The sequence below is a fragment of the Rufibacter roseus genome (assembly GCF_001647285.1).
In the GTDB taxonomy this organism is placed as follows: Bacteria; Bacteroidota; Bacteroidia; order Cytophagales; family Hymenobacteraceae; genus Nibribacter; species Nibribacter roseus.
On sequence record NZ_LRML01000008.1, the window covers coordinates 65,504 to 88,984 of the forward strand.

The 23,481-nt window shown below is 46.5% G+C and carries 20 protein-coding genes; 15 read left to right on the forward strand and 5 right to left on the reverse strand.

Features of this window, described 5'->3' with window-relative positions; translation table 11 throughout:
- A complete protein-coding gene (gene trmB, locus A8O23_RS13170) occupies nt 1–654 on the forward strand; it encodes a tRNA (guanosine(46)-N7)-methyltransferase TrmB (RefSeq protein ID WP_066621956.1) in 654 nt (217 codons plus the stop codon).
- 169 nt (nt 655–823) lie between these two features.
- On the opposite strand, the gene trpF is transcribed toward trmB, so the two are convergent.
- Complete coding sequence (trpF, locus tag A8O23_RS13175) at nt 824–1,444, reverse strand: phosphoribosylanthranilate isomerase (protein ID WP_066621959.1); 621 nt, start codon at nt 1,442–1,444, stop codon at nt 824–826.
- A 278-nt stretch (nt 1,445–1,722) separates the two neighbouring features.
- Here trpF and mnmA point away from each other — a divergent pair, with 278 nt between their 5' ends.
- From mnmA to A8O23_RS13195, 4 genes are all read left to right on the forward strand, one after another.
- Nucleotides 1,723–2,829, forward strand: a complete 1,107-nt coding sequence (mnmA, locus tag A8O23_RS13180) for a tRNA 2-thiouridine(34) synthase MnmA (protein WP_066621960.1) — start codon at nt 1,723–1,725, stop codon at nt 2,827–2,829.
- A gap of 16 nt (nt 2,830–2,845) precedes the next feature.
- Nucleotides 2,846–3,553 carry a hypothetical protein gene (locus A8O23_RS13185; protein ID WP_066621961.1) on the forward strand — a complete coding sequence of 236 codons (708 nt, stop codon included), beginning with the start codon at nt 2,846–2,848 and terminating at the stop codon, nt 3,551–3,553.
- Between the two features lie 238 nt (nt 3,554–3,791).
- The gene (gene rpe, locus A8O23_RS13190) at nt 3,792–4,448 is read left to right on the forward strand and encodes a ribulose-phosphate 3-epimerase (protein WP_066621962.1); all 657 of its coding nucleotides are present in this window, start codon (nt 3,792–3,794) and stop codon (nt 4,446–4,448) included.
- A 6-nt stretch (nt 4,449–4,454) separates the two neighbouring features.
- Nucleotides 4,455–6,908, forward strand: a complete 2,454-nt coding sequence (locus tag A8O23_RS13195; RefSeq protein ID WP_066621964.1) for a TonB-dependent receptor — start codon at nt 4,455–4,457, stop codon at nt 6,906–6,908.
- A gap of 125 nt (nt 6,909–7,033) precedes the next feature.
- Here A8O23_RS13195 and A8O23_RS13200 read toward each other — a convergent pair whose 3' ends face one another.
- On the reverse strand, nt 7,034–7,909 hold the full coding sequence (locus tag A8O23_RS13200) for a DUF2911 domain-containing protein (RefSeq protein WP_066621966.1): 876 nt from the start codon (nt 7,907–7,909) through the stop codon (nt 7,034–7,036).
- Nucleotides 7,910–8,344: 435 nt separating this feature from the next.
- Here A8O23_RS13200 and hisG point away from each other — a divergent pair, with 435 nt between their 5' ends.
- The 10 genes from hisG to A8O23_RS13250 all read left to right on the forward strand — a co-directional run bounded on the left by hisG (nt 8,345) and on the right by A8O23_RS13250 (nt 18,765).
- A complete protein-coding gene (hisG, locus tag A8O23_RS13205; protein WP_066621968.1) occupies nt 8,345–9,196 on the forward strand; it encodes an ATP phosphoribosyltransferase in 852 nt (283 codons plus the stop codon).
- A 2-nt stretch (nt 9,197–9,198) separates the two neighbouring features.
- Nucleotides 9,199–10,485: a histidinol dehydrogenase gene (gene hisD / locus A8O23_RS13210; RefSeq protein ID WP_066621970.1), complete on the forward strand. Its 1,287-nt coding sequence runs from the start codon at nt 9,199–9,201 to the stop codon at nt 10,483–10,485.
- Between the two features lie 10 nt (nt 10,486–10,495).
- Entirely contained in the window at nt 10,496–11,581 is a 1,086-nt protein-coding gene (gene hisC / locus A8O23_RS13215) for a histidinol-phosphate transaminase (protein ID WP_317039546.1), read from the forward strand.
- Between the two features lie 140 nt (nt 11,582–11,721).
- Nucleotides 11,722–12,816 carry a bifunctional histidinol-phosphatase/imidazoleglycerol-phosphate dehydratase HisB gene (gene hisB / locus A8O23_RS13220; protein WP_066621978.1) on the forward strand — a complete coding sequence of 365 codons (1,095 nt, stop codon included), beginning with the start codon at nt 11,722–11,724 and terminating at the stop codon, nt 12,814–12,816.
- On the forward strand, nt 12,816–13,397 hold the full coding sequence (gene hisH, locus A8O23_RS13225) for an imidazole glycerol phosphate synthase subunit HisH (RefSeq protein ID WP_066621980.1): 582 nt from the start codon (nt 12,816–12,818) through the stop codon (nt 13,395–13,397). The genes hisB and hisH overlap by 1 nt, the downstream gene beginning before the upstream one ends.
- A gap of 2 nt (nt 13,398–13,399) precedes the next feature.
- Nucleotides 13,400–14,119: a 1-(5-phosphoribosyl)-5-[(5-phosphoribosylamino)methylideneamino]imidazole-4-carboxamide isomerase gene (hisA, locus tag A8O23_RS13230; protein ID WP_066621982.1), complete on the forward strand. Its 720-nt coding sequence runs from the start codon at nt 13,400–13,402 to the stop codon at nt 14,117–14,119.
- A 104-nt stretch (nt 14,120–14,223) separates the two neighbouring features.
- Nucleotides 14,224–14,976: an imidazole glycerol phosphate synthase subunit HisF gene (gene hisF / locus A8O23_RS13235; RefSeq protein ID WP_066621984.1), complete on the forward strand. Its 753-nt coding sequence runs from the start codon at nt 14,224–14,226 to the stop codon at nt 14,974–14,976.
- 193 nt (nt 14,977–15,169) lie between these two features.
- Nucleotides 15,170–15,820: a bifunctional phosphoribosyl-AMP cyclohydrolase/phosphoribosyl-ATP diphosphatase HisIE gene (gene hisIE, locus A8O23_RS13240; RefSeq protein WP_066621986.1), complete on the forward strand. Its 651-nt coding sequence runs from the start codon at nt 15,170–15,172 to the stop codon at nt 15,818–15,820.
- 67 nt (nt 15,821–15,887) lie between these two features.
- Nucleotides 15,888–16,643, forward strand: a complete 756-nt coding sequence (locus A8O23_RS13245) for a hypothetical protein (RefSeq protein ID WP_066621988.1) — start codon at nt 15,888–15,890, stop codon at nt 16,641–16,643.
- A 253-nt stretch (nt 16,644–16,896) separates the two neighbouring features.
- Nucleotides 16,897–18,765: a DEAD/DEAH box helicase gene (locus A8O23_RS13250; RefSeq protein WP_066621990.1), complete on the forward strand. Its 1,869-nt coding sequence runs from the start codon at nt 16,897–16,899 to the stop codon at nt 18,763–18,765.
- A gap of 411 nt (nt 18,766–19,176) precedes the next feature.
- Here the strand turns inward: A8O23_RS13250 and A8O23_RS13255 are convergent, their stop codons facing one another.
- From A8O23_RS13255 to A8O23_RS13265, 3 genes are all read right to left on the reverse strand, one after another.
- Complete coding sequence (locus A8O23_RS13255) at nt 19,177–20,412, reverse strand: BaiN/RdsA family NAD(P)/FAD-dependent oxidoreductase (RefSeq protein ID WP_066621992.1); 1,236 nt, start codon at nt 20,410–20,412, stop codon at nt 19,177–19,179.
- 52 nt (nt 20,413–20,464) lie between these two features.
- Nucleotides 20,465–21,283, reverse strand: coding sequence for an SDR family oxidoreductase (locus tag A8O23_RS13260; RefSeq protein WP_066621994.1), 819 nt, complete (start codon nt 21,281–21,283; stop codon nt 20,465–20,467).
- Between the two features lie 95 nt (nt 21,284–21,378).
- Nucleotides 21,379–23,343, reverse strand: a complete 1,965-nt coding sequence (locus tag A8O23_RS13265; protein WP_066621996.1) for a tetratricopeptide repeat-containing sensor histidine kinase — start codon at nt 23,341–23,343, stop codon at nt 21,379–21,381.
- Between the last annotated feature and the right edge of the window lie 138 nt (nt 23,344–23,481).

The following is a 23,481-nucleotide window of genomic DNA, read 5'->3' on the forward strand; positions in this document are numbered from 1 at the left end:
ATGGGCAGAGGCAAACTAGAGAAATTTGCGGTAAACGCAACCCGTGCCAATATTGTAGAGCCGGGCAAAGAGAATTACGAACAATTGAAAGGCCGTTGGAACAGCGACTTTTTTCAAAAAGAGCAACCATTGGTGCTGGAAGTAGGCTGCGGAAAAGGTGAATATACCATAGGCATGGCCCAGCTTTACCCTCATAAAAACTTCATCGGCATTGATATTAAAGGCAACCGCATTTGGAAGGGGAGCTCTTTGGCCATAGAAGCCGGATTAACCAACGTGGGCTTTCTTCGCATTTTTATTGAAGACCTGGAAAAGCATTTCGAAGAGAACGAGGTAGACGAAATCTGGATTACGTTTCCTGACCCGCGCCCCCGCAAAAGAGACATCAAACGCAGGCTAACCTCACCGCGTTTCCTGGAGATGTATGAGCGTATTTTAAAACCCGGGGGAAAGCTCCACCTCAAAACAGATAGCCACTCCCTATTTGAATATTCTCTGGAGGTACTGGAAGAGCGAAAAGCCAAAAACCTGCTCCACACATGGGACCTTTACCAATCTGACCTGCAGGAGCACACCATGGGCATTTACACTACCTTCGAAAAGACATACCTGGAACAGAATGTGCCGATAAAATATCTGCAGGTTACTGTTTAGATTTTAGAAGTAAGACACAAGAAGTTAGACACAGGATTTCACAAATGATCCTACACCACGAGAGCCGTTTTGGGGGCAGTATTTCATTAAAATCTGCCCAAAGCAGCTCTGTGGTAAATAACTAATTTTAAAAATCTTGTGTCCTAAATCTTGAGTCCTGTGTCCTTTTCTAATCCTCCAGCTGCTCAAAAATCTCTTCTAGGTCATCAAAGTTTTTGAAGCCTGGTCTTATTTCTTCGCCGCCTTTTAAGGCAATACCGGCAGGGTGAATTTTATCTAAAGCTTCACGGGTGTTTTCTTTGTTTAGCCCGAAGCCTAAAATAATAGGATACTTTTTCGCTAAATCTCTGATGAACTTATAGTTGGTTTCATCAATAGAATTAAAATCCTCAGAATCAATTAAGAAATACTCCACGTGATGGTGATAGAGCTCCAACAGGCCACTAAGGTTTTCTTCTACGGTGTCTTTGTCAATGAGCACGCGCAGAATGATGGGCAGGGGCAACTCATCCAATTCCTCGATCAGGTAGAGGCTGTTGAGCTGCAGCATGTCTACTTTATACTGCAGAAGCAACTCTTCCACCTCTTGCGTGGGTAGTTCCTGTACTTCTCCTACCAATTTTACGCCAGAAATCCAGCCCGCTATTTCTTTAAAGGATTCTGGAGTGATGTATTGAGGTTGGTTCTGCTGCAGTTTGAAGCCTAACATTTCTACACCCATTCCGGCGCAGTAGCGGGCATCAGAAAGGTTAGTAATTTGGTTGACAAGAACAATTGTACTTAAAGCCATGGTTTTTTACTTGTTTTTCTGAAAACAGAGGAAAAACGTGCTGTTTTCGGTTCAAATGTAAAGCGTTTAGGAAATAAAATAGTGTTGGCGCAACAATAAATTTACTTTACCTAAAGACTAAATGGGTTCTTTGACTTCTTTAAACTTATTTAAGTGGGTTAGGGTTTAGCAAAGTATACTGTAAGTGCTTGATCATCAGAGGGAGGTAAAGCCTGGTAAAATCACTATATTTGCACATGTTTTCGGCGGGACTGTGAATCCCGTTTAATTTAGAAAAAATGAGTTCAAAAGGAAGAGTATTGGTCGCTATGAGTGGCGGCATTGATTCCTCGGTGGCGGCTGTATTGCTCCACGAGCAGGGATATGAAGTAGTGGGCATGACCATGAAAACCTGGGACTACTCCAGTTCCGGGGGAAGTAAAAAAGAAACAGGCTGCTGCAGCCTTGATTCCATCAACGACGCCCGCGACATTGCCGTGCAGTTGGGTTTTCCGCATTACATTATTGACATCAGGGAAGAATTCGGTGATTATGTCATCAACCATTTCACCGATGAATACATTGCCGGCCGTACCCCTAACCCTTGTGTGCTTTGCAACACCCACATTAAATGGGATGCTCTGTTGCGTAGGGCCGACAAATTAGGCTGTGATTTTATAGCCACCGGACATTACGCCAACATACGTGAGGAAAACGGTCGCTTTGTAATTTCCAAAGGGAAAGACCACAACAAAGACCAGTCTTACGCGCTGTGGGGCATCTCGCAGGAGAGCTTGAGCCGTACTATTTTCCCGTTAGGGCACCTGCACAAGACTGAGATTCGGCAAATGGCCATGGACCGTGGGTTTGATGCCTTAGTGAAGAAAGCAGAGAGCTATGAAATCTGCTTTATTCCGGACAACGACTACCGTGGTTTTTTAAAACGCAGAGTGCCTACTTTGCAGGCTGAAGTGGCCGGAGGCGAATTTGTTCTGGAAGACGGAACCGTAGTTGGCAAGCATGAAGGGTACCCGTTTTACACCATTGGGCAACGGAAAGGCTTGGGTGTGGCTCTAGGTTATCCGGCTTTTGTAACCAGAATAGAGAAAGATACGAATAGGGTAGTGCTGGGCAATTACGAGCAGCTGGCTAAGAACGGTATGAACGTAGGTAAACTAAGCATGGTGAAGTACGAGAACTTGCATGGCTTACCTACTGAAACTGTAACCAAAGTGCGCTACAATGACCCGGGTACCGCTGCTACTATTGAGCAGGTAGGCGATAGAATGCTGGTGCAGTTCCATGCCGGTGTAAACGCCATAGCACCTGGTCAGGCCGCCGTTTTCTATGAAGGCGACGACGTGATTGGCGGCGGTTGGATTGAAACCAGCTTCAACTTAGACTAAGGGTCTACAACATAAAATGAAAAAGCTACTCTCTCTTTTGGTACTGCTGTCGGTTTTTCTTTCTTCCTGTGAGGACGAAGTAATCACCCTAGACCCTGACAAAACAGGCCATGCCTACTATCCGTTGGAAGTGGGGCACTACTGGGTGTTTTCTATCACAGAAACCACCTATAGAAACAATGTAGGGCAAACAACGGAGTTTCAGATAAGAGAGAGAATAGACGAAACCACAGTTGACCAAAGCGGAAGAGAATGGTACCGCGTAGAGATAAGCCGGAGAGAAAATGAATCGGATAGGTGGAAAGTGCAGGACGTAATGCTGCTGTCAAAATCTGCATCTGACTTCAGAATAACTAAAAACAACCAAACGCTGGTGCACATGGTGTACCCAGCCCAGAATGGGAAGACATGGATTTATAATCCTTTGAATACCAGTGAAACAAAGGAATTCTACTCCTATGAAAAAATAGGCGATTCGTTCAGTATGGGTAGTAATACCTATGACAACACGTTAACCATTGTACAGGCCGATACGGTAAACCTTTTGTTTCTGAATGAAAAGCATGAGGTTCTGAGCTTTGGGGTAGGGCCTGTGTACAGAATGTGGCGGTCACATAAATACTGCGACGGCGACACCGGTGTTAACTGTGAGATTGGTACCGGTTACATTGTTACCGGAACCGAGCGTGAAGAAGTTTTGATAGAAACTGGTGTAGAAGATTAACCAATTACAGAAAGCTCTGCCGAATAAACGGCAGGGCTTTTTTTTGAGTTGAGATCTTTACTTAAACACAGGTCAAACTTTCATCTGCTGCATATTCTGCACCATAGCATCAAGAGTATAGAGCTGCGTTTTAAGCCTGTTTTCAGGAAACTAATCCAAAAACAGAAGTAAACATCTTTTGCTCATTGGTTTTTGACTTCAGAAAGTGTTGCTTTGTAGAAGTAAATTTTCTATTTCAATGCCTCATTTAATTGCCCCTTCTGTGCTGGCCGCCAATTTTGGCCAGCTAGCCCAAGATGTTCAAATGCTAAACCAAAGCGCCGCTGACTGGATTCATGTGGATGTGATGGACGGCCGTTTTGTTCCGAATATATCTTTTGGTTTCCCGGTAATAGAGTCCATTCAGAAAGTTGCCCAAAAGCCAATGGATGTGCACCTCATGATTGTGGAGCCGGAAAAGTATATTGAGCAATTCAGAGCGGTTGGGGCAGACACCATTTCTGTTCACCTGGAAGCCTGCCCGCACCTACACCGTACTTTGCAGCAAATCAAAGCCACTGGCGCCAAAGCAGGTGTAGCTCTTAACCCACATACACCCGTAACTCTTTTAGCAGATGTTATTCAAGACATTGATGTGGTGTGTATCATGTCGGTGAACCCTGGGTTTGGTGGCCAAAAGTTCATAGAACACACGTACCGTAAAATTGAACAGCTAAAGGCGCTTCTTCTTGAAACTGGCTCTGACTGCTTAATAGAAATAGACGGAGGTGTGAACCAGCAGAATGCACCTAAGTTATTGGCGGCTGGGGCCGATGTTTTAGTGGCTGGCTCATTTGTATTCAGTTCTGCTAACCCAGTGCAAACCATTCAGGAGCTTAAGACTATAAAAATTTAAAGAAAGATGAAAAGGATTGGGGCTTGGCTTCTGGCTTTCCTGTTCCTAAGCCTGACGGCTTGGGCACAGCAGGGAATTGTACAGGGCGTAGTCACTGATTCCTTACAGCGTCCGCTTATTGGAGCCACCGTTTCTTTGCCTAATGCCACCACCTCTACCGCAACAGATCAGAGGGGGCGCTTCCGGTTGCAACTGGAAGCGGGCAAAAATCATTTGCTTACTTTCAGCTATATAGGCTACCAGTCTGCCCAGCGGGAGGTAACCCTACTGCCCGATGAATCTCGTTTTCTCACGGTGGAACTAGTGCTGGCCCCAAATCAGGTGCGGGAGGTAACAGTGCGGGGCAGAAACCTGAACGACACCCGCGACCAAGCCAGCATCACCCGTCTGGATCCTCGCCTTACCCAAACCTTTCCTTCGCCCTTTCAGGATTTCAACAAGATTCTGCTCACTTTGCCTGGGGTCACCAATAACAACGAACTTTCTTCCAGTTATTCGGTGCGGGGCGGTAGTTATGATGAAAACCTGGTGTATGTCAATGGTATTGAAGTGTACCGGCCTTTTCTGAACATAAGCGGCCAGCAGGAGGGACTAAGTTTCGTAAATCCTGATTTAGTCGAGGAGGTTACTTTTTCCTCCGGCGGTTGGCAACCAAAGTACGGCGATAAGCTTTCTTCTGTGCTGGACATCCAGTACCGAACTCCCTCAAAATTTAGAGCCTCTGTTTCAGGTGGTTTAACGGGCGGTTCGGTGCATACGGAAGGCACCGCTGCCAAAGGCAGGTTTGGGTATTTAATAGGAGCACGCCATAAAAATGCCGCCTATGTACTAAATAGTCTGCAGGTGGAGGGCGACTATCGTCCCCGCTTCTCTGATGTGCAGACTTACCTCACCTATGACTTGTCTAACAAAGAACACCGCGATACCGGAGCTGAACCAAAAACACAGTTAAGCTTTTTGGGCAGCATAGCACAGAACCACTATCAGGTAAGACCAGAAACAAGAGAAACTACTTTTGGTACAGAATCTCAGTTGCTTAGGCTTTTGGTAGGCTATGACGGTCAGGAGCAGATGCGGTATACCACCTGGCAGGGTGGATTAAGGCTCCAGCATTATTTCAACTCCAAATTCAAAACAGAATTAATTTACTCCAGCCTGTACAGTCAGGAACGGGAAGTGCGAGACTTAGAATCGGGGTATCGGTTCTGCGATGTGCTGCCTGCGCCGGGTGTTTCTCCGTTTAACCGCTGCGCCGGAGAACGTGGTTTGGGCACTCGCTTTGAATATGCCCGTAACCGTTTAAGAGCTGCCTTGCAGGCTATGGAAATGCGTGCCACCTGGGAATTGTCTGGTACAAGTGTGGTGAGTGCAGGAATAAAAGGAAGCGTTGAAAATATTAATGACCACATTCAGGAGTATTCTTTCCAAGATTCGGCGGACTACGTCTATAACCTGCAGAATCTGAACAGTGATATTGCCTTAAACTCCACCCGCTACCAGGGATTCGCCCAGCACACTTGGGAATTAGATAGCCTGCAGACCCTGACTTACGGTTTCCGGTTTCACTATTGGTCGGTGAACAAGCAGTTATCTATTAGTCCCCGGGTGCAATATGCGGTGCGGTTCAAAAACCTACCTGACTGGTCTTTCAAAATGGCCTCGGGACTGTACGTGCAGTCTCCTATGTACCGAGAGCTTCGCGATGCCCAAGGTGTTTTATACCCAAAAACCAAAAACCAGGAATCGTGGCATTTCATTGCCGCCTCTGAATATCAGTTCAAGAAGTGGGACCGGCCGTTCAAGGTAACCGCCGAAGCCTACTACAAACATTTGCCTTCTGTTATTCCGTATGAGCAGGACAACATGCGCCTGCGGTATCTTCCGCAATATGAAACCTCAGCTTATGCCATGGGCTTTGACGTGCGGGTGAACGGTGAATTCATAAAAGGAGAGGAGTCCTGGTTTAGTTTAGGTATACTGAGCACCCGTGAAAATGTATCAGGTGACTCTACCACTGTGCGTGACCCAGAAACGAGAGAAGTTATACGGCGCGAAGAAAAAGGCTTTATCCGTAGGCCCACTGACCAGCTCCTGAACTTTGGGGTTTATTTTCAGGACCATCTGCCCAATAACCCAACGGTGCGCATGTACTTGAATCTGGCATTCAGCACCGGCTTGCCTTTCGGTCCACCGGGTGATATAGATAACCGCAATGCCTTTCCTGGCCCCAGCTACCGCCGTGTAGACATCGGGTTTTCCAAAATCATATCTATGCAGACCGCTGATACGAAAGGGTTTGGACTTGAAAGTCTGTGGCTGAGTTTAGAAATACTTAACCTCATCGCTGCCAATAATGTCATATCTTACAACTACGTGCGTGACCTTAACGGTATAACGTACGCTGTACCTAATTACCTGACCGGCCGCTTGGTGAACCTAAGGTTTATTGCCAGATTTTAAATCTCTTATTTTCTGAGTTTTTCCTTTCGGGTGGGAAGTACCTCCCAAAACAGCAGAGCCTGCTCCAATGGAGCAGGCTCTGCTGTTTTGGGTCTGTTTTTAAGAAAACAGACTAAAAACGCCAACTAGTTTCTGTTAAATCGTTTTTCACGCCAAAGAATGGCGGCATCTTCAATTTCCTGAGCGTAAGACTGATAGGCGTCTTTCGTTTTCTTGCCTAATTGCTGGGCTTTCTTGTTTAGCTCCCAAGCTGCCTCAAACTCATTTTTCTGGGCTAGTAATTTAGCCTTCAGCCAAACATTATAGAAATTTTCCTCAATGCTGATGGATTTATTTATCCAATCCAGAGCAGTCTCATGGTCTGAGTTTTGGGTAAGCAGGTAATTAGTGGCTTGGGCGTATGCTGACCAATCGGTTGGTTTGGCTGTGGCAAGTGAATCTTTTATGGCTTTCAAAGTTAAAGCATGTGTCTCTACCCTGATTGGTACCGACAATTGCTTGTTCTCCCAGTTCAAGTTCAATATGGCACTACTGGTTAACACATTGGTAAAAGAATACTGAAGCGTTTCATGGTACGGCGCCGTTTGTACCCGCATGGACACCCTAATCAAATCTTGTTTTGGGTCATAGTCTTCGGTGCCCCATAAGCTGGCTTGTTTGTTCAGGATCAGATCGAACCTGGCAGAGTCAAGCGGGAAAACAAAAAGGGAATAGATTCCGGCAGGCACTTTTTCCTGTGCTATTTGCGCAGGAGTACTGAATTGAATAACGGTAGCCTCGTTCGCGCCCGCCCGCCACACTTGCCCGTAAGGCACCAGCTTTCCCCAGATCTGCCTTTTCTTAACACCAGGGGCGCTATATTGAACAGTAACCTCCGTTACACCTATAGTATGCGAAACAGAGGCATTTGGGCTAGGCTGCGGCAGGGGTATCTGGGTTTGTGCCAAAGCGGAGAGAGCCACAAAGCAAGACAGAATCGTTGATAAAACTATTTTAAACATGAAGAATATCTTTTTGCACCGAATATGAAACGGCTGTTCCAGGCAAACAATTACAAGCCATAAAAAGGTCTATATTTTCAGGAGAAAAAATTATGCCATTTTAAAGAAAGAAATACTCTTTAGGGCAGAAGGATTGGTAAAAATATGTAAAAAAGTAAAAAGAAATATCTGTTTCCCTTGTTTCTTCACCATCCCTTTTTACCTTTGGCGCATACTTATGAGCAACGCACTAACCCATATCCTCCTTTCTAGCGCCGCAACCGCGGTGAACGGAGTGCATTGCCATCAATTCCACCATTCCTCTCAGGGGGAATAATACAATCATATCGTCCTTTCTGGGGCTGGGCTCCATTTTAACCTGCGCAAAGCCATGGCTATGCGATTTTGGGTTGTACCTTTATGTTTCTACTTTCGCATTAACCACTATTCTTTTACATGATTAGGTTAGCTATTCAAAAGTCCGGACGTTTGTCTGATGATTCCATTAAGCTCATCAGAGAGTGCGGCATCTCTTTTCTAAGCGCTTCTTCCAAGCTAAAAACAGAGGCCACCAATTTCCCACTTGAAATCCTGTTCCTACGTGACGACGACATTCCCGGCTACGTGGCCGACGGAGTGGCCGATATTGGCATTGTGGGTCAGAACGTGCTGGTGGAAGAAGGGCTTCAGCAACTGTCGGTAAAAAATCTGGGCTTCAGCAAGTGCCGTCTTTCTTTGGCGGTGTCTAAAGGGGCAGAATACGGTGACATTACCTCGCTGGAGGGAAAAAGCATTGCCACTTCTTACCCCAACCTGCTGCAGGAGTATTTAACTTCAAAAGGCGTACAAGCCGATATTCATACCATTAGCGGCTCCGTGGAAATTGCCCCAAGCATTGGTCTGGCAGATGCGGTTTGTGATATTGTTTCATCTGGATCAACTCTTATCAGCAACGGCTTACGGGAAGTAGAGACTGTGTTCAAATCTGAGGCGGTTCTCATTGCCAACCAGAACCTAGATGCCGAGAAAAACAAGCTATTGAAGCAACTGTTGTTCCGGATGGAGGCAGTGCAGCGGGCCCAGAAATCTAAATACGTGGTACTGAATGCCCCTAATGATTCTATTCCGGCCATTAAAAATTTGTTGCCGGGCATAAAGTCCCCAACGGTTATTCCATTGGCTGAGGAGGGCTGGAGTTCTCTGCACTCTGTGGTGAACGAAGATGATTTCTGGGAAATAATCCAGAAATTGAAAGAAGCCGGAGCCGAGGGAATTCTGGTGGTGCCGATTGAAAAAATGATTGGGTAACCATGAAGACGTATCTTTATCCGAAGCGCGAAGACTGGAACCAGTTGGTGCAGCGGCCGGTACAGAAGCTGGAACAATTAAAGGCTGGCGTGCAGCAAACCTTCGACCTGGTGCAGCAAAACGGCGATGCCGCTCTGATTGAACTAGCAGCCAAATTCGATAAAGCGCAGCTGCAACAGGTGTGGGTGAGTGAAGCCGAAATTGCCGCTGCCGTACCGCAAGTGCCACAAGAACTGAAGGATTCTATTGAGTTAGCTTACAATAATATAAAAGTTTTCCACGAGGCGCAGCGTGAGCCGGTACAGCAGGTGGAGACGGTGCATGGAGTAACCTGCTGGCGCAAATCAGTGGCCATTCAGAAAGTGGGGCTGTATATTCCTGGCGGCTCAGCTCCCTTGTTTTCTACGCTGCTCATGTTGGGTATTCCTGCCCAGATTGCCGGCTGCCGCGAAATTATACTGGCTACTCCTCCGGGTGCCGATGGCTCCATCAATGCCACCATTCTTTACACCGCACAGCGCCTGGGCATCACCAGAATCTTGAAAGCGGGCGGCGCGCAAGCCATTGCCGCTTTGGCTTTTGGTACGGAGACAGTACCAGCCGTAGACAAAATTTTCGGACCGGGAAACCAGTACGTAACCGCGGCCAAGCAGATGGTCACGCAGATTGGCGTAGCCATTGACATGCCCGCCGGTCCGTCTGAAGTGTTGGTCATCGCCGATGATTCCGCCAACCCTCTGTTCGTGGCGGCTGATTTGCTTTCCCAGGCAGAACACGGCCCAGACTCACAAGTCGTTTTTGCCACAAATTCTGAAAAACAGCTCCAAAACGTACAAGCAGCCGTAGTGGAGCAGTTAGCCCAGCTGCCCAGACAAACAGTAGCGGAACAAGCCTTGAACAATAGCTTAGGAGTGGTGTTTGACTCATTAGAGGAGGCGCTAGAATTCTCTAACTTGTACGCCCCTGAACACCTGATTCTATCGGTAGATGAGTCCGAAATATTGGCTGAACAAGTAACGCAGGCTGGTTCTGTTTTCATGGGCCATTACAGCCCTGAATCGGTGGGGGATTATGCCTCCGGCACGAACCACACCTTGCCTACCAACGGCTACGCCCGCAACTACAGCGGCGTATCACTGGACAGCTTCGTGAAGAAAATCACGTTTCAACAGTTAACCAAAGAAGGTCTGGAGCGCATTGGCCCTGCCGTGGAAATCATGGCCGAGGCCGAAGGACTGCACGCCCACAAAAACGCGGTGACTGTCCGCCTTCAAAAATTTAAATCCTGATACTTGCTACTTGATACCCGATACTGTAATGTTTTCCATAGATACTTTTATCCGTCCGCACCTGTTGTCGCTTAAGCCGTACTCCTCGGCGCGCGATGAGTTTGAGGGCGAGGCCAGTGTATACTTAGATGCCAATGAGAACAACCTGGGCAGTTTGGCCGGTGGCACTGACTATAACCGGTACCCCGACCCATACCAGAAAGAAATAAAGCAAAAGCTGAGCAAGTTGAAGGGGGTGAGGCCGGAGCAGATATTCATTGGCAACGGTTCTGATGAAGCCATTGATTTGCTGATTCGCTTGGTATGCGCGCCAGGTCAGGATGAAGTGCTGTTGCTGCCGCCCACCTACGGCATGTACGAAGTAAGCGCCAACATCCACAACGTGGGCATACAGCGCGTGCCCCTGGACGAACGTTTTCAGCCTGTTTTCGATAAAATAGCCGAAAAACAGACGGAGAAAACGAAAATCCTATTCCTGTGCTCGCCTAACAACCCCACCGGAAACATTCTGGAGCCGGAGACTGTGGAGAAGCTCATCCGTGAGTTCAAGGGCTTAGTGGTAGTAGACGAAGCTTACATCGATTTCACCGAAACCCCGAGTTGGAGCACTAGATTAGACGAATTCCCGAACCTGGTGGTGCTGCAGACCCTTTCTAAAGCTTGGGGCATGGCCGGTTTGCGTTTGGGTATGGCCTTTGCCTCGCCTGAAATTATCAGCTACCTTAACAAAATTAAGCCACCTTACAACATCAATGCAGTAACGCAGGAGTTGGTAAGTGCCGCTTTAGATAAAACTGCTCAACTGCACGATATGCTGCAAGTTATTGTACAGGAACGTGAGCGGCTGGTGCAGGTTTTTGCCGAGCTGCCGTTAATTCAGAAAGTATACCCAAGTGATGCTAACTTTGTGCTGGTGCAGGTGCCCGATGCCAATGAATTATATGCTTATCTGCTGGAGCGAGGAGTTGTGGTTCGTAACCGCACCACCCAACCCGGCTGCTTCAACTGCCTGCGCATCACCATTGGTACGCCCAAAGAAAATGACCACCTGCTGGAGTCGCTACAGGTGTATTCTGAGCAGAAGAGTGTAGTTTAGCACTGTTTTTGGCTTTTTTTTGAAAAAGTAAGCAGAAAACACAATGGGCTCATGCAATTGCTGGCCCTTTTAAAATTTTTTGATACGGGAAATGAATGTCTTGTGTCTTACATTATGATACTTGTGTCTAATCAAAACCAATGAAAAAAGTATTATTCATCGACCGCGATGGGACCATCTTACTAGAACCACCCACCGATTTTCAGGTCGATTCATTTGAGAAGTTCTCGTTCTACCCCAAGGTCATCCGTAACCTCTATAAAATCTTCACCGAGCTGGATTATGAGTTTGTGATGGTGACAAACCAAGATGGGTTAGGGACCGATTCTTACCCAGAAGACACCTTTTGGCCATACCAGAACAAGATGATGGAGATTCTGGAGGGCGAGGGCATTCAGTTCGCGGAGGTGTTTATTGACGGCAGCTTTGAGCACGAGAAAAGTCCAAACCGTAAGCCGGAAATTGGAATGCTAGGCCAATACCTCACCGAGGAGTATGATTTGGCGAACTCCTACGTCATCGGAGACCGGCTGACAGATGTGCAGCTGGCAAAGAATCTAGGGGCTAAAAGCATCCTGTTGCGGGAAGAAGCGTCTGAGGAAGCTACTTTTACCACCACTGATTGGGATGAGATTTATTCGTACCTCAAACTACCTGCCCGCAAAGCCACCATTCAGCGGAACACCAACGAAACGCAAATCAGCGTGGAGATTAACTTGGACGGCGACGGTAAATCAGACATGCAAACCGGACTGGGCTTCTTTGACCACATGCTTGACCAATTAGCGCGTCACAGTGGCGTAGACATGCGCATCCACGTAAAGGGCGATCTGCACATAGACGAGCACCATACCATTGAAGACACGGCACTGGCTTTAGGCGAAGCATTTGCCCAGGCCATTGGCGACAAGCGAGGCATTAACCGATATGGCTTCCTGTTGCCCATGGATGATGCTCTGGTACACGCTGCTATTGACTTCTCAGGCCGACCATGGCTCGTGTGGGACGCTAAATTCAGCCGCGAGAAGATAGGGGATATGCCATGCGAAATGTTCATGCACTTCTTTAAGTCTTTCTCTGATACTTCTAAGGCCAACCTGAACATAAAAGCCGAGGGCGAGAACGAACACCACAAAATAGAGGCTATCTTTAAGGCCGTAGCCAAAGCCATTAAGATGGCGTTGGTGCGCGACGTAAACAAGATGGAAATACCCAGTACCAAAGGCGTTCTGTAATGAAAACTGTTATTGTTGATTATAAAGCCGGCAACGTACAAAGCGTGCTTTTCGCGCTGGAGCGGTTGGGCGTACAGGCCACGGTGACCTCCATTGCCGAGGAGATCAAGTCGGCGGATAAGGTGATTTTCCCCGGAGTGGGTGAGGCTTCCTCGGCCATGCGGTCGCTTAAAGCCAACAACCTTGACCAGCTGCTGCCCACCCTAACCCAGCCTTTTTTAGGCATTTGTCTAGGCATGCAGCTGCTTTGCCAGCACTCTGAAGAAGGCGATACCAACATGCTTGGAATTATTCCGGTTCCGGTAAAACGGTTTGAGGCAGCCATTAAAGTGCCGCACATGGGCTGGAATAATCTGCAACATCTAAAGAGTGATTTATTCGCTGATATTAAGGAAGATGAATACGCTTACTTCGTGCACAGCTTTTATGCTCCGGTAACGGAACATACCATTGCCCAATGCGCTTACCCAGACCCATTCAGTGCGGCGCTGCAGTATAAAAACTTTTACGCGGTGCAGTTCCACGCCGAAAAAAGTGGTCCGGCCGGAGCGCAGATTCTTCAGAACTTCTTAAACCTGTAACCATGGAAATAATACCGGCTATAGACCTGATTGGTGGACAGTGCGTGCGCCTGACCGAGGGGGACTTCGCCCAGCAAACGACTTACCACTCAGACCCCGTAGAGGTGGCCAAACAGTTTGAAGCCGCTGGGCTCCGTAGGTTGCACCTGGTAGATTTAGACGGTGCCCGCGCCAAGGAGCCGGTTAATTTGCCGGTTTTGGCCCGCATTGCCCGTGAGACCAAACTGCACATTGACTACGGCGGAGGCTTACAGAGCAGCGAAGCTATTCAAATGGCTTTTGATGCCGGAGCACAACAAGTAACTGCCGGTAGTATTGCGGTGCGCGAACCTAAGACGGTGGAGAAGTGGCTGAAGGAATATGGACCTGACCGGATTATTGTGGGGGCAGATTTCAAAGACAACCACATCGCCATTAACGCTTGGGCTGAGCAAAGCGAACTGACGCTGGAGTCGTTTTTGGCTTCTTTTTCTGAAAAGGGCGCCAAAACATTCATCTGTACCGATGTAAGCAAAGACGGCAAGCTGCAAGGTTCTTCGCTGGAAGTGTACCAACGCCTGATTGAGCAGTTCCCCACGCTCCAGTTCATCGCCAGCGGCGGCGTGACCACCATTGAGGAGGTTCGTCAGTTACGCGAGGCCGGATTGCACGGTGCCATCATTGGCAAAGCCATCTATGAGGGCACTATTTCATTAGTAGATCTGGCTAAGGAAGTGGTCTAATTAATTATAAATTGAGAATTAGAAATTAAGAATTTTCACCCCATTATGGCGCGGAAGCACGAGAAAAGTCTTGTGTCTTGTGTCATGAATCTTGTGTCTGACCCATGCTGACAAAAAGAATTATCCCCTGCCTGGATATAAAGAACGGCCGCACTGTAAAGGGCGTGCGGTTTGAGGATATACGGGATGCGGGAGACCCCGTGGAATTAGCTGCGCTGTACACCAAACAGGGTGCCGATGAACTGGTGTTCCTGGACATCACCGCTACGAATGAAAAGCGCAAAACCCTGCGGGAATTGGTGCGTGAGGTAGCGCGCTACATTGATATTCCTTTTACCGTGGGGGGGGGCATCAGTTCCGTAGAAGACGTGGAAGTACTGCTGCAGAACGGTGCCGATAAGGTATCTATCAATTCATCTGCTTTTAAGCATCCGGAGCTGATTTCTGACTTAGCCAACCGGTTCGGGAGCCAGTGTGTAACGGTAGCTATTGACACAAAATTTACCCCTGAAGGCTGGAAAGTGTTCAGCAAAGCAGGTACTGAAGACACTGGTTTGTTTGCCCTAGATTGGGCCAAAGAAGCCGTTAACCGTGGTGCCGGTGAGATATTACTTACCTCCATGAGCAACGACGGCACCAAAGCAGGGTTTGCCCTTGACATAACCGGTGAGATTTCCCGCAACGTGATTGTGCCGGTCATCGCCTCGGGTGGCGCAGGTAATCAGCAACATTTTTTAGATGTGTTTGAAGCCGGAGCCGATGCCGCATTGGCCGCCAGTATCTTTCACTTTCAGGAAGTGCCATTGCCGGAACTGAAGCAGTTTTTGTCTAAACAGGGTATAGACATGCGGCTTTAGGTTTAGACATAAGACACAAGATTCAAGACTTTATGAAATGAATCTGATAATTAGCGATTATAAAAATTTTCGTTTTTGGCTTATTTTTCAATAAAGAGGCCGAAAACAGAAACATAAAGAACAATATAATAGACCTTGAGGTAACCATGAGAAATCTTGTGTCTTACGTCTTGTGTCTTACGTCCCAAAGGATATGACCATAGATTTTAACAAAGGAGAAGGGCTTGTTCCGGCCATCATACAAAATGCCGCTACCGGTAAAGTGCTGATGCTGGGCTACATGAACCAAGAGGCGTTTGAGCAAACTGAGAAAACTGGTTTGGTGACCTTCTTCTCCCGCTCCACAAAACGACTCTGGACTAAAGGCGAAACCTCCGGTAATACTCTGAAAGTGGTAAAAATGGAGCTGGATTGTGACCAAGACACGCTCCTGATTCTGGTAAACCCTACCGGCCCTGCCTGCCACCGTAATACCGAAACCTGCTTTGATGTGGAGGAAGCTAATGATTCTTACCATAAAAAGAACTTTTCTTCGTTCACACCCACCCAGCAGGCCCTGCAATTCATTGCCCAACTGGAGCAAACCATTAAAGACCGTCGACAAAATCCAGTAGAAGGTTCTTACACCAATTTTCTTTTTAACAAGGGCATCAATAAAATAGCCCAGAAAGTAGGAGAGGAGGCTGTGGAGGTTGTCATAGATGCGGTAGCCGGACAAACAGAAACCATGAAAGGAGAGGCGGCTGATTTGCTGTTCCACTTGTTGGTGTTGCTGGAGACTACAGGTACATCCTTGGCCGAAGTGGTGCAAGTGCTAAAGGAAAGACATCGGCCAAGGGATTGATTTTTATAACTATCTGATTTATAATATTACCTCAAAGATATAAACTATTAGCTCTCAAAATGAAATCATGAATAAATCCCCCATTTTTTTAATTCTAGCCTTTGCTGTATTCTTGTTTTCTTGTGAAGATAATCTAACCGAAGGTGTTCTAATAGATAAGAACTCTCCTGAGTACTTAATGACTCTTTCTGATTCTTGTTCTTTTACCGTAGATGGCCAATTTATAACTACTCAAAGAAATTCTTCAGGTGGTAGAGGCACAATTTCAGTTGGCAATCTTGAAGCAAACAGAGATAGTGTTACTGGTAAAGTGAGTGACGATACTGTTATGTTCCATAATAAATATGGGTTTAATATTGATTATGAAGGTTTTATTGAATTTAATTTCATAAAAAAGTATCATAAAAAAGACTTAACAAAGAAGTATTGGAATACCATTAATGGGCCAGAGGACGAATTAGCTCTTTATAAAGTTGGTGAAGTCCCGTATGCAGTAGATTATGAGAGATTTAACACACGTAATGGGGTAAGCTTTGTATTTAGAGACGTTTTGCCTTCATATTATACAAGCAGTATGCATGAAATTAGAAATAAACCCACTGGCATAAACTATGATTGTCAGGTTGGATCTTCTTTTGAAATAACTAAGGTGCATGCTTTGCCAGATGGCAAATTTATGATTGAAGCTAAGTTTGAAGCCAACCTGTTTACTTGGAAATATAATTCTTTTACCGGGAAAGAAGAGAATAGGGAAATGAAACGACTTAAAAATGGATATTTAAGAAAAAGAGTACTTAAAGCAGATATCAACCTTTACAATTAAAAACAATTTTAAATTTAGCTTTTCTAAATAATAAAGAACATTATTTCAGTTAATTATAACATTAGGAACCTACTATAATTTTCCGTACCTTTGCCCCACAATACACGCCGAGACCCCGAGTTGGTCTCATTTTTTGGCATTAAGGCACTTCTCAAGCAAACCTCTGTGCGGATTCCCGCAACGAAATCTTGATAAATGACGAATACCCTAGGGCAGGTGTATTGTCTTTATATATCATACATTATCATAATTGATGGAAAGAATTAAATTCCAGGAGCTTTCGTTATCGGAAGAAATCCAGCGCGCTATCGTGGACTTAGGTTACGAAGAAGCGTCTCCTATTCAGACAGCAGCCATTCCGTTGCTGCTAGAAGGCCGCGATGTCATTGGTCAAGCCCAGACCGGAACCGGTAAAACTGCCGCCTTCGCTATCCCAACTATTGAGTCTATTGACCCGAACAACCGCGACGTGCAGGCCCTTATTTTGTGCCCAACCCGTGAGTTGGCCATTCAGGTGTCAGAGGAGATTCAGAAACTTATTAAGTATAAAAAAGGCATCAGCGTAGTGCCTATCTTTGGTGGTCAGCCCTATGAGCGCCAGTTACGCGCCCTTAAACAAGGAGTTCAGATTGTAATCGGAACGCCAGGCCGCGTGATGGACCACATTGAGCGTGGTACCCTGAAACTGGAGAACACTCAGAAAATTATCTTGGACGAAGCCGACGAAATGTTGGACATGGGATTCCGGGATGACATTGAGTTTGTACTGAGCCACATGCCAGAAGATCGCCAGACAGTGTTCTTCTCGGCTACCATGAGCAAGCCTATCATGGAGCTGACGCGCAAGTACCAGACCAATCCGGAGATTGTGAAGGTGACCCAGCAGCAGCTGACTGTTACCAACATTGAGCAAATTTACTTTGAAGTGCGCAGCAGCGGCAAGATGGAAGTGACCACTCGCCTGATTGACATGTACAACTTCAAGGTGGTGATTATCTTCTGTAACACTAAACGCATGGTAGACGAGCTGGTAAGCAATTTGCAAGCCCGCGGCTACTTTGCCGATGGTTTGCACGGTGACCTGAACCAGAACCAGCGTAACAACGTGATGACTAAGTTCAAAGCCGGTACCTTGGAGATATTGGTAGCTACTGACGTAGCAGCCCGTGGTATTGACGTAGACAACGTAGAGGCGGTGATCAACTATGATCTTCCGCAGGACGAAGAAAGCTACGTGCACCGTATTGGCCGTACTGGCCGCGCCGGTAAATCTGGTAAAGCTTTCTCTTTTGTAGCAGGTCGTGATTTGTACAAGCTGCGTGACATTGAGCGCTTCACCAAAGCCAAAATCATCCGTCAGAACGTGCCAACGTATGAAGATGTAGCTGAAGTTCGCACCACTTTGGTGTTGGATCAGGTGAAAGAAGTTATTCAAAAAGGTGGCTTAGCCAAGCACATCTTAAAGATTGAACGTTTGGTTGACCAAGATTTCACTACCATGGACATAGCTGCGGCTTTGTTGAAAATGGTAATGAAAGACACTAAAGCCAAAGAAAAAGGAGCTGAAGCCGGTGAAGCCAAAGGAGGACCAAAACCAGGTTTTGACCGTCTGTTCGTGACCTTAGGCAAGAAGGACCGACTGCACCCGAAAGATCTGGTAGATATCATGACCGATAACTCCAGCATTCCGGCCGGCAAAGTAGGTGATATTGATTTATATGACCGTTTCAGCTTTGTAGAGGTACCAACCGAATACACTTCTGAAATTCTGGAAAAACTGAGTGTGACCGAGATCAACGGCATGACGGTCAAATTCCAGAAGGCGGAGAAAAAGAACATGGACCCTGCCGAAGGCGGCCGTGAACTGCAGGAGTTGGAAGACCGTCCAAGAAAGAAATTCTACGACGGACCCTTCAACAACAACCGCGGCGGTGGCGACAGAGGTGGTGACCGTGGCGGAAGCCGCGGTGGCTACGGTGGAGACCGTGACAGAGGCGGAAATCGTGGAGGTGGCTACGGCGACCGTGACCGCGGTGGAAGTGGCAGTCGCTTTGGCGGAGACAGAGACCGTGGCCGTAGTGGCGGTGGAGGCTTCCGTGAAAGAAAAAGAAGAGATTACTAAAAAATATTTTACAAAAGATATAACCCTGCCTTTTGGCCGCCCGTATAAACGGGAGACAGAGCTTAAAAGTTAATAAAGGGTTTAGTATCTGTTTTGAAAAATCGCGGTCCAGAAGAGACCGCGATTTTTTTTGTGCCTATGCCAGTTTGTTTTCGGCCTGTTTTCAGAAAAATAAACTAAATACAGGATATTGAATATTTATTGAAATTGTAGAGACCAGACTCGGCCTTGTCGCTATCTTTCCGGAGTAGAGAAGGTGGCTAAAAGTATTGCCGCGTCTAGAGTAGAAAAATTTAAAAGACTTCTGGTGCTTTGTCAAATAGCAGCTGTAAACGTGCTGTCACCGCAGGAGACAAGGCACCGCCTTGTCTCTACTGATAAAAAAAACAATCAGCAATAAACAATCAACAATCAAACAGCCATAGCTCTACCGGCCAGATAACCCCCTGTCCAGGCAGCCTGAAAATTGAATCCGCCGGTAATGCCGTCAATGTCTAACACTTCCCCGGCGAAGAAAAGGCCAGTAACTTTGGTGCTTTCCATGGTGGCCAGATTAATTTCTGATAACTTGATACCGCCACAGGTAACAAATTCTTCCTTGAAGGTGGTTTTGCCTTTCACCTCAAATGGCGTTCTGATGAGGTACTCAATGAGCTTGTTCTGTGACTTTCCCGGAAGCTCAGCCCATTTCACGGTTTCTGACACATCAGAAAGTTCACAAATTCGCTGCCACAAGCGGTTAGGAAGCCCGAAGAGAGAATTGGTATAAACAGTTTTCTTTGCTTCGCTTTTACGGCGCTCCTGTAACTGCGCACGTAGCTGTTCTTCAGTGATATTACCTGTCCAATTTACCAAAGCGGTACCTTGGTATTTTTGCTCTTGTAGCATACGTGCTCCCCAGGCAGAAAACCGTAGCACCGCCGGACCGCTTAGTCCCCAGTGGGTAATAAGCAATGGCCCCTCTGTTTCCAGCTTTTGGCCCACCAGTTTTACCTTAGCTTTAGGAACCGAGACACCCATCAAATCTTTAAAAGAAGACTGGGGTACATTTAATGTGAAAAGAGAGGGCACTGGAGGCTCTACGGTATGCCCCAACTCTTGTAACCATTGGTAACCCTCTGCTTTGGCGCTTCCGCCGGTAGATACCAAAACCCTAGCTGCCTTTATGGAGCTACCGTTGCTCAGCTGTAGCTCAAACCTATCAGGTAATGCTGAGGCGGGTAGGGGGGCAATGCGCTGAACAGCCACACTGGTTCTGATTTCTACACCCGCCTTTCGGGCAGAATTCAAAAGGCATTCCACTATGGTTTCAGAGGAATTAGACTGGGGGAACATGCGTCCGTCTGGCTCCGTCTTTAATTTCACGCCGCGTTGCTGAAACCATTTAACCGTGTCTTCGGCCCCAAACAGCGGCAGCATCTTTTTCAACGCCTTTAGTCCTCTGGGGTAATGCTGTGCAAAAACTGACGCCTGAAAGCAAGCATGCGTCACATTGCAGCGACCGCCTCCCGAAACCCGTACTTTGGAAAGAAGTTTAGTTGTTTTCTCCAGCAAAACCACGCGTAGGGCAGGATTGGCTTCGGCGCAGGTGATGGCACCAAAGAATCCGGCGGCACCGCCTCCAATCACAACTACGGTCTCTGACATCTGTTTTCGGCTTGTTTTTACAAAAATAGGAAAAAAAAGCAGCTCTATTTAGTTAGAACTCCGGAGAGGAGAGGCAGGTAAGAGGATCTGAATATATGAACTGATAGTGTAGCTCCTGCTGCAGAAAACCCGAATTGATGCGCTTAAACTGCCACTCCTGCTGTGTTGCAAACTGTGGGGGAGTAAGACCTAGAGCTAGACTTGCCTTTGTGTAGAATACTTTCCTTGACGGATGTTCTGGAGCGCAAGCATTGAAAGTGAAACCCCACTTCTCCTGTTGAATAATTTGCACCAGAATTTTCACGCAATCCGCTAAGTGGATCATGTTTACTGGAGCCTCTGGCTGCGGAACATCAGTTTTACCAGCCATCCATCTACCAGGATGCCGGTTCCCGCCCATCAATCCCCCAAAACGCACAACAGTAGGTTTTAGCTGAGGCTTTTGTTGCACCAGGTGCTCGCAGCGTAAAAGCAGAGAAGAGGCATTGGGTGTAGCTTCAGCATCTATCTCGGTGACCTCTCGGTTTAAATCTGGATATACAGAGGTAGAGGAAATGAATAGGATGTGTTTCAAACAAGCCGGAGCTGCGTCCAACACAGTGGCTAATAACTGCTCGTAAGTGTCGGCTATTTTGGAGGGAGGAAGGTTGAAGACCAGAACATCTGCTTCTAGAAATTCAGCCAAGGCTGTTTTGGAGCTGTTTTCCGGAAAAGAGAGTAAAAACGGCTGTATGCCTTTTTTCCGCAGTTCTTCAATCTTTGAATGGGTGGTGGTAGATCCGTTTACTTTATACCCAAGCCTAACCAGCTCCTCGGCTAAAGGAAGACCAAGCCAGCCACACCCTAAAACACTAATCTTCTTTGTAAGCATGCTGCAAAGTAAAGCAGGAATGTGAAGGCTACCTATTTAAGTAGGAAATAAGAAAAGAATGATAAATGAAAGTGCAAAACGGAGTAGAGCAGGAGCTAAGCCAGAGCCTCTTCCTCAGCGGCTAATTGTTGTTTTAACTCAACAGGGCAGGCTGGTACGGTGAAATGGAATTTAGTGCCTTTGCCTTCCTGGCTTTCCACCCAAATTTCGCCGCCGTTCCTTTCAATAAACTCTTTGCAGAGCATCAGGCCCAGGCCATTGCCTTTTTCATTAGCGGTGCCTTTCTCTCTGAATTTATTCGCGCTGAAAAGCTTGAGCTGGTTTTCGGGGCTAATACCAACGCCGCCGTCTGCCACCGTGATCATGAGCTGGTCATTTGAAATCAGGTCTGCTGTTACCTCTACAAACGTACCTTCATGGCTGTACTTAATGGCATTGGAGAGCAGGTTGCGGAACACCATTTTAATGGTTTCTTCATCTACCAATGCCCAGCAATCATCTGGAACATTATTCTGGAGCAGAATGCTTTTTTTATGTGCCTGCGGTTGCAGCAAATTGATATTGACCTGCACCAATTTCTTTACCTCTTGCGGTTCAGACTCCAGCCGCACGCCTTTCATTTGAATCTTAGCCCACGCCAGTAAATTGTCAAGCAAACCAATGGTGTTCTGCTGTTGAGTGTTTAGGTCTTGTATGAACCTTTCTAGCTTCTCCTTGGGTAAGTTGCCCATTGAAATCAGCTGTAACAACGAATGCAATGAGATCAGGGGGCCACGTAAATCATGCGCGATAATAGAGAAAAGCAGATCCTTCTGGTGGTTGCTTTTCTCCAGTTCGTCTTTTTGTAGCTTGATGTCTTCGTTTTTCTGCAGAATCAGCTTGTTGAACTCAGACAATTGGGCATTATTAGCTTTCTCTTTTTTCTTGCCGTTGAAAAAAACGAAAGCCAGCATAGCAATCAAAATAAGAAGAGCCCCAAACATGTACTGCAACCTTCCTTGCTCCTCAAGCTTCGCTTTTTGGAATTGGTGCTCTACGCGTAGTTGTTGATTCTCATAGTCTTTCTTATCAGACTCGTACTTAGAATGCATCTCAGCAAAATACTTCATCTGCTGATTGGTCTGGAGGCTATCCTGGTATTTATTGTGCAGCAAAAGGTACTTGTTGGCTGTTTTATGATCGCCTCTTGCCAGGTAAATCTGGCTGAGAATGAATGTTGCCCCTTCCAGATTTTCCCCAGACTTATATTTGGCGGCACTGCTTAAACACTCCAGCGCCAGCTGCTGTGCTTTATCAAGTTGACCTAATTGCAAATAGGCATTCGCAAGCTGGCGCAAAATGAATACCCTACTGATCACGCTGGTCAGGTCATTGCTTAGCGCCTGTGCTTTTTCAAGGTACTCCAAACCTTCATTTGTTCTACCCAACTTGCAGAGGGTTTTACCTATGTTCAGGATATCTACGGCTATATTTCTCTCGTTACCCGTCTGCTTGTCTAATTCATATACCTTCAGGTAAATGGGCAGTGCTTTTTCCGGCTTGTTCTGCCGTTCATACACTTCACCTATATTGCTGAGGGCGCTGTTGATAGATTGTGATTTATTTATTTTATAGCCTAAGTCTAATGCTTTCTGGTAGTTTTCTAAAGCAGATTCGTACTTTTTCTGCCGAAGGTAAATATTGCCTATGGAGTTGTAGTTGGTGATGAGCCCAGCAGAATCTTTCAAGGAAATTCTAATGGCCAATGCCTTATGGGCATAATAGTAAGCGTTGGGTAAATCACTAATCCAGAAGTGACCAATGCTGGTATAGTTCAGTGAGTTGCCTAATAACTTCTGGTTATTTATTTTGGTAGAAAGCGCAATGGCTTTTTCACCGTAGCTGATAGAAAGGTGTGGGTCTACCTCCCAGTAATATTTACAAAGCTGGTTAAGTAGAATTACTTTGCGGGTGTCTGAGGAAGTGGTATCCAGCTCCTTGAGCAAAGAAGCCGGGCTGTTGTCGGCAAAGACTACAGAAGCGTTAAAAATAAAAAGGAGTAAGTACAGGTATTTAGTCATAATACAGGAGTACAGGGGTACTCTTTTCTTTGCTTCTTTGCCACTGCAAATATAACTGTTAATTAGCCGCGGGTAAAACAGGAATAAAATTGTTGAAGCTGAACCTTCTATAAAATTTCAAGTAATGTTCAGCTACTA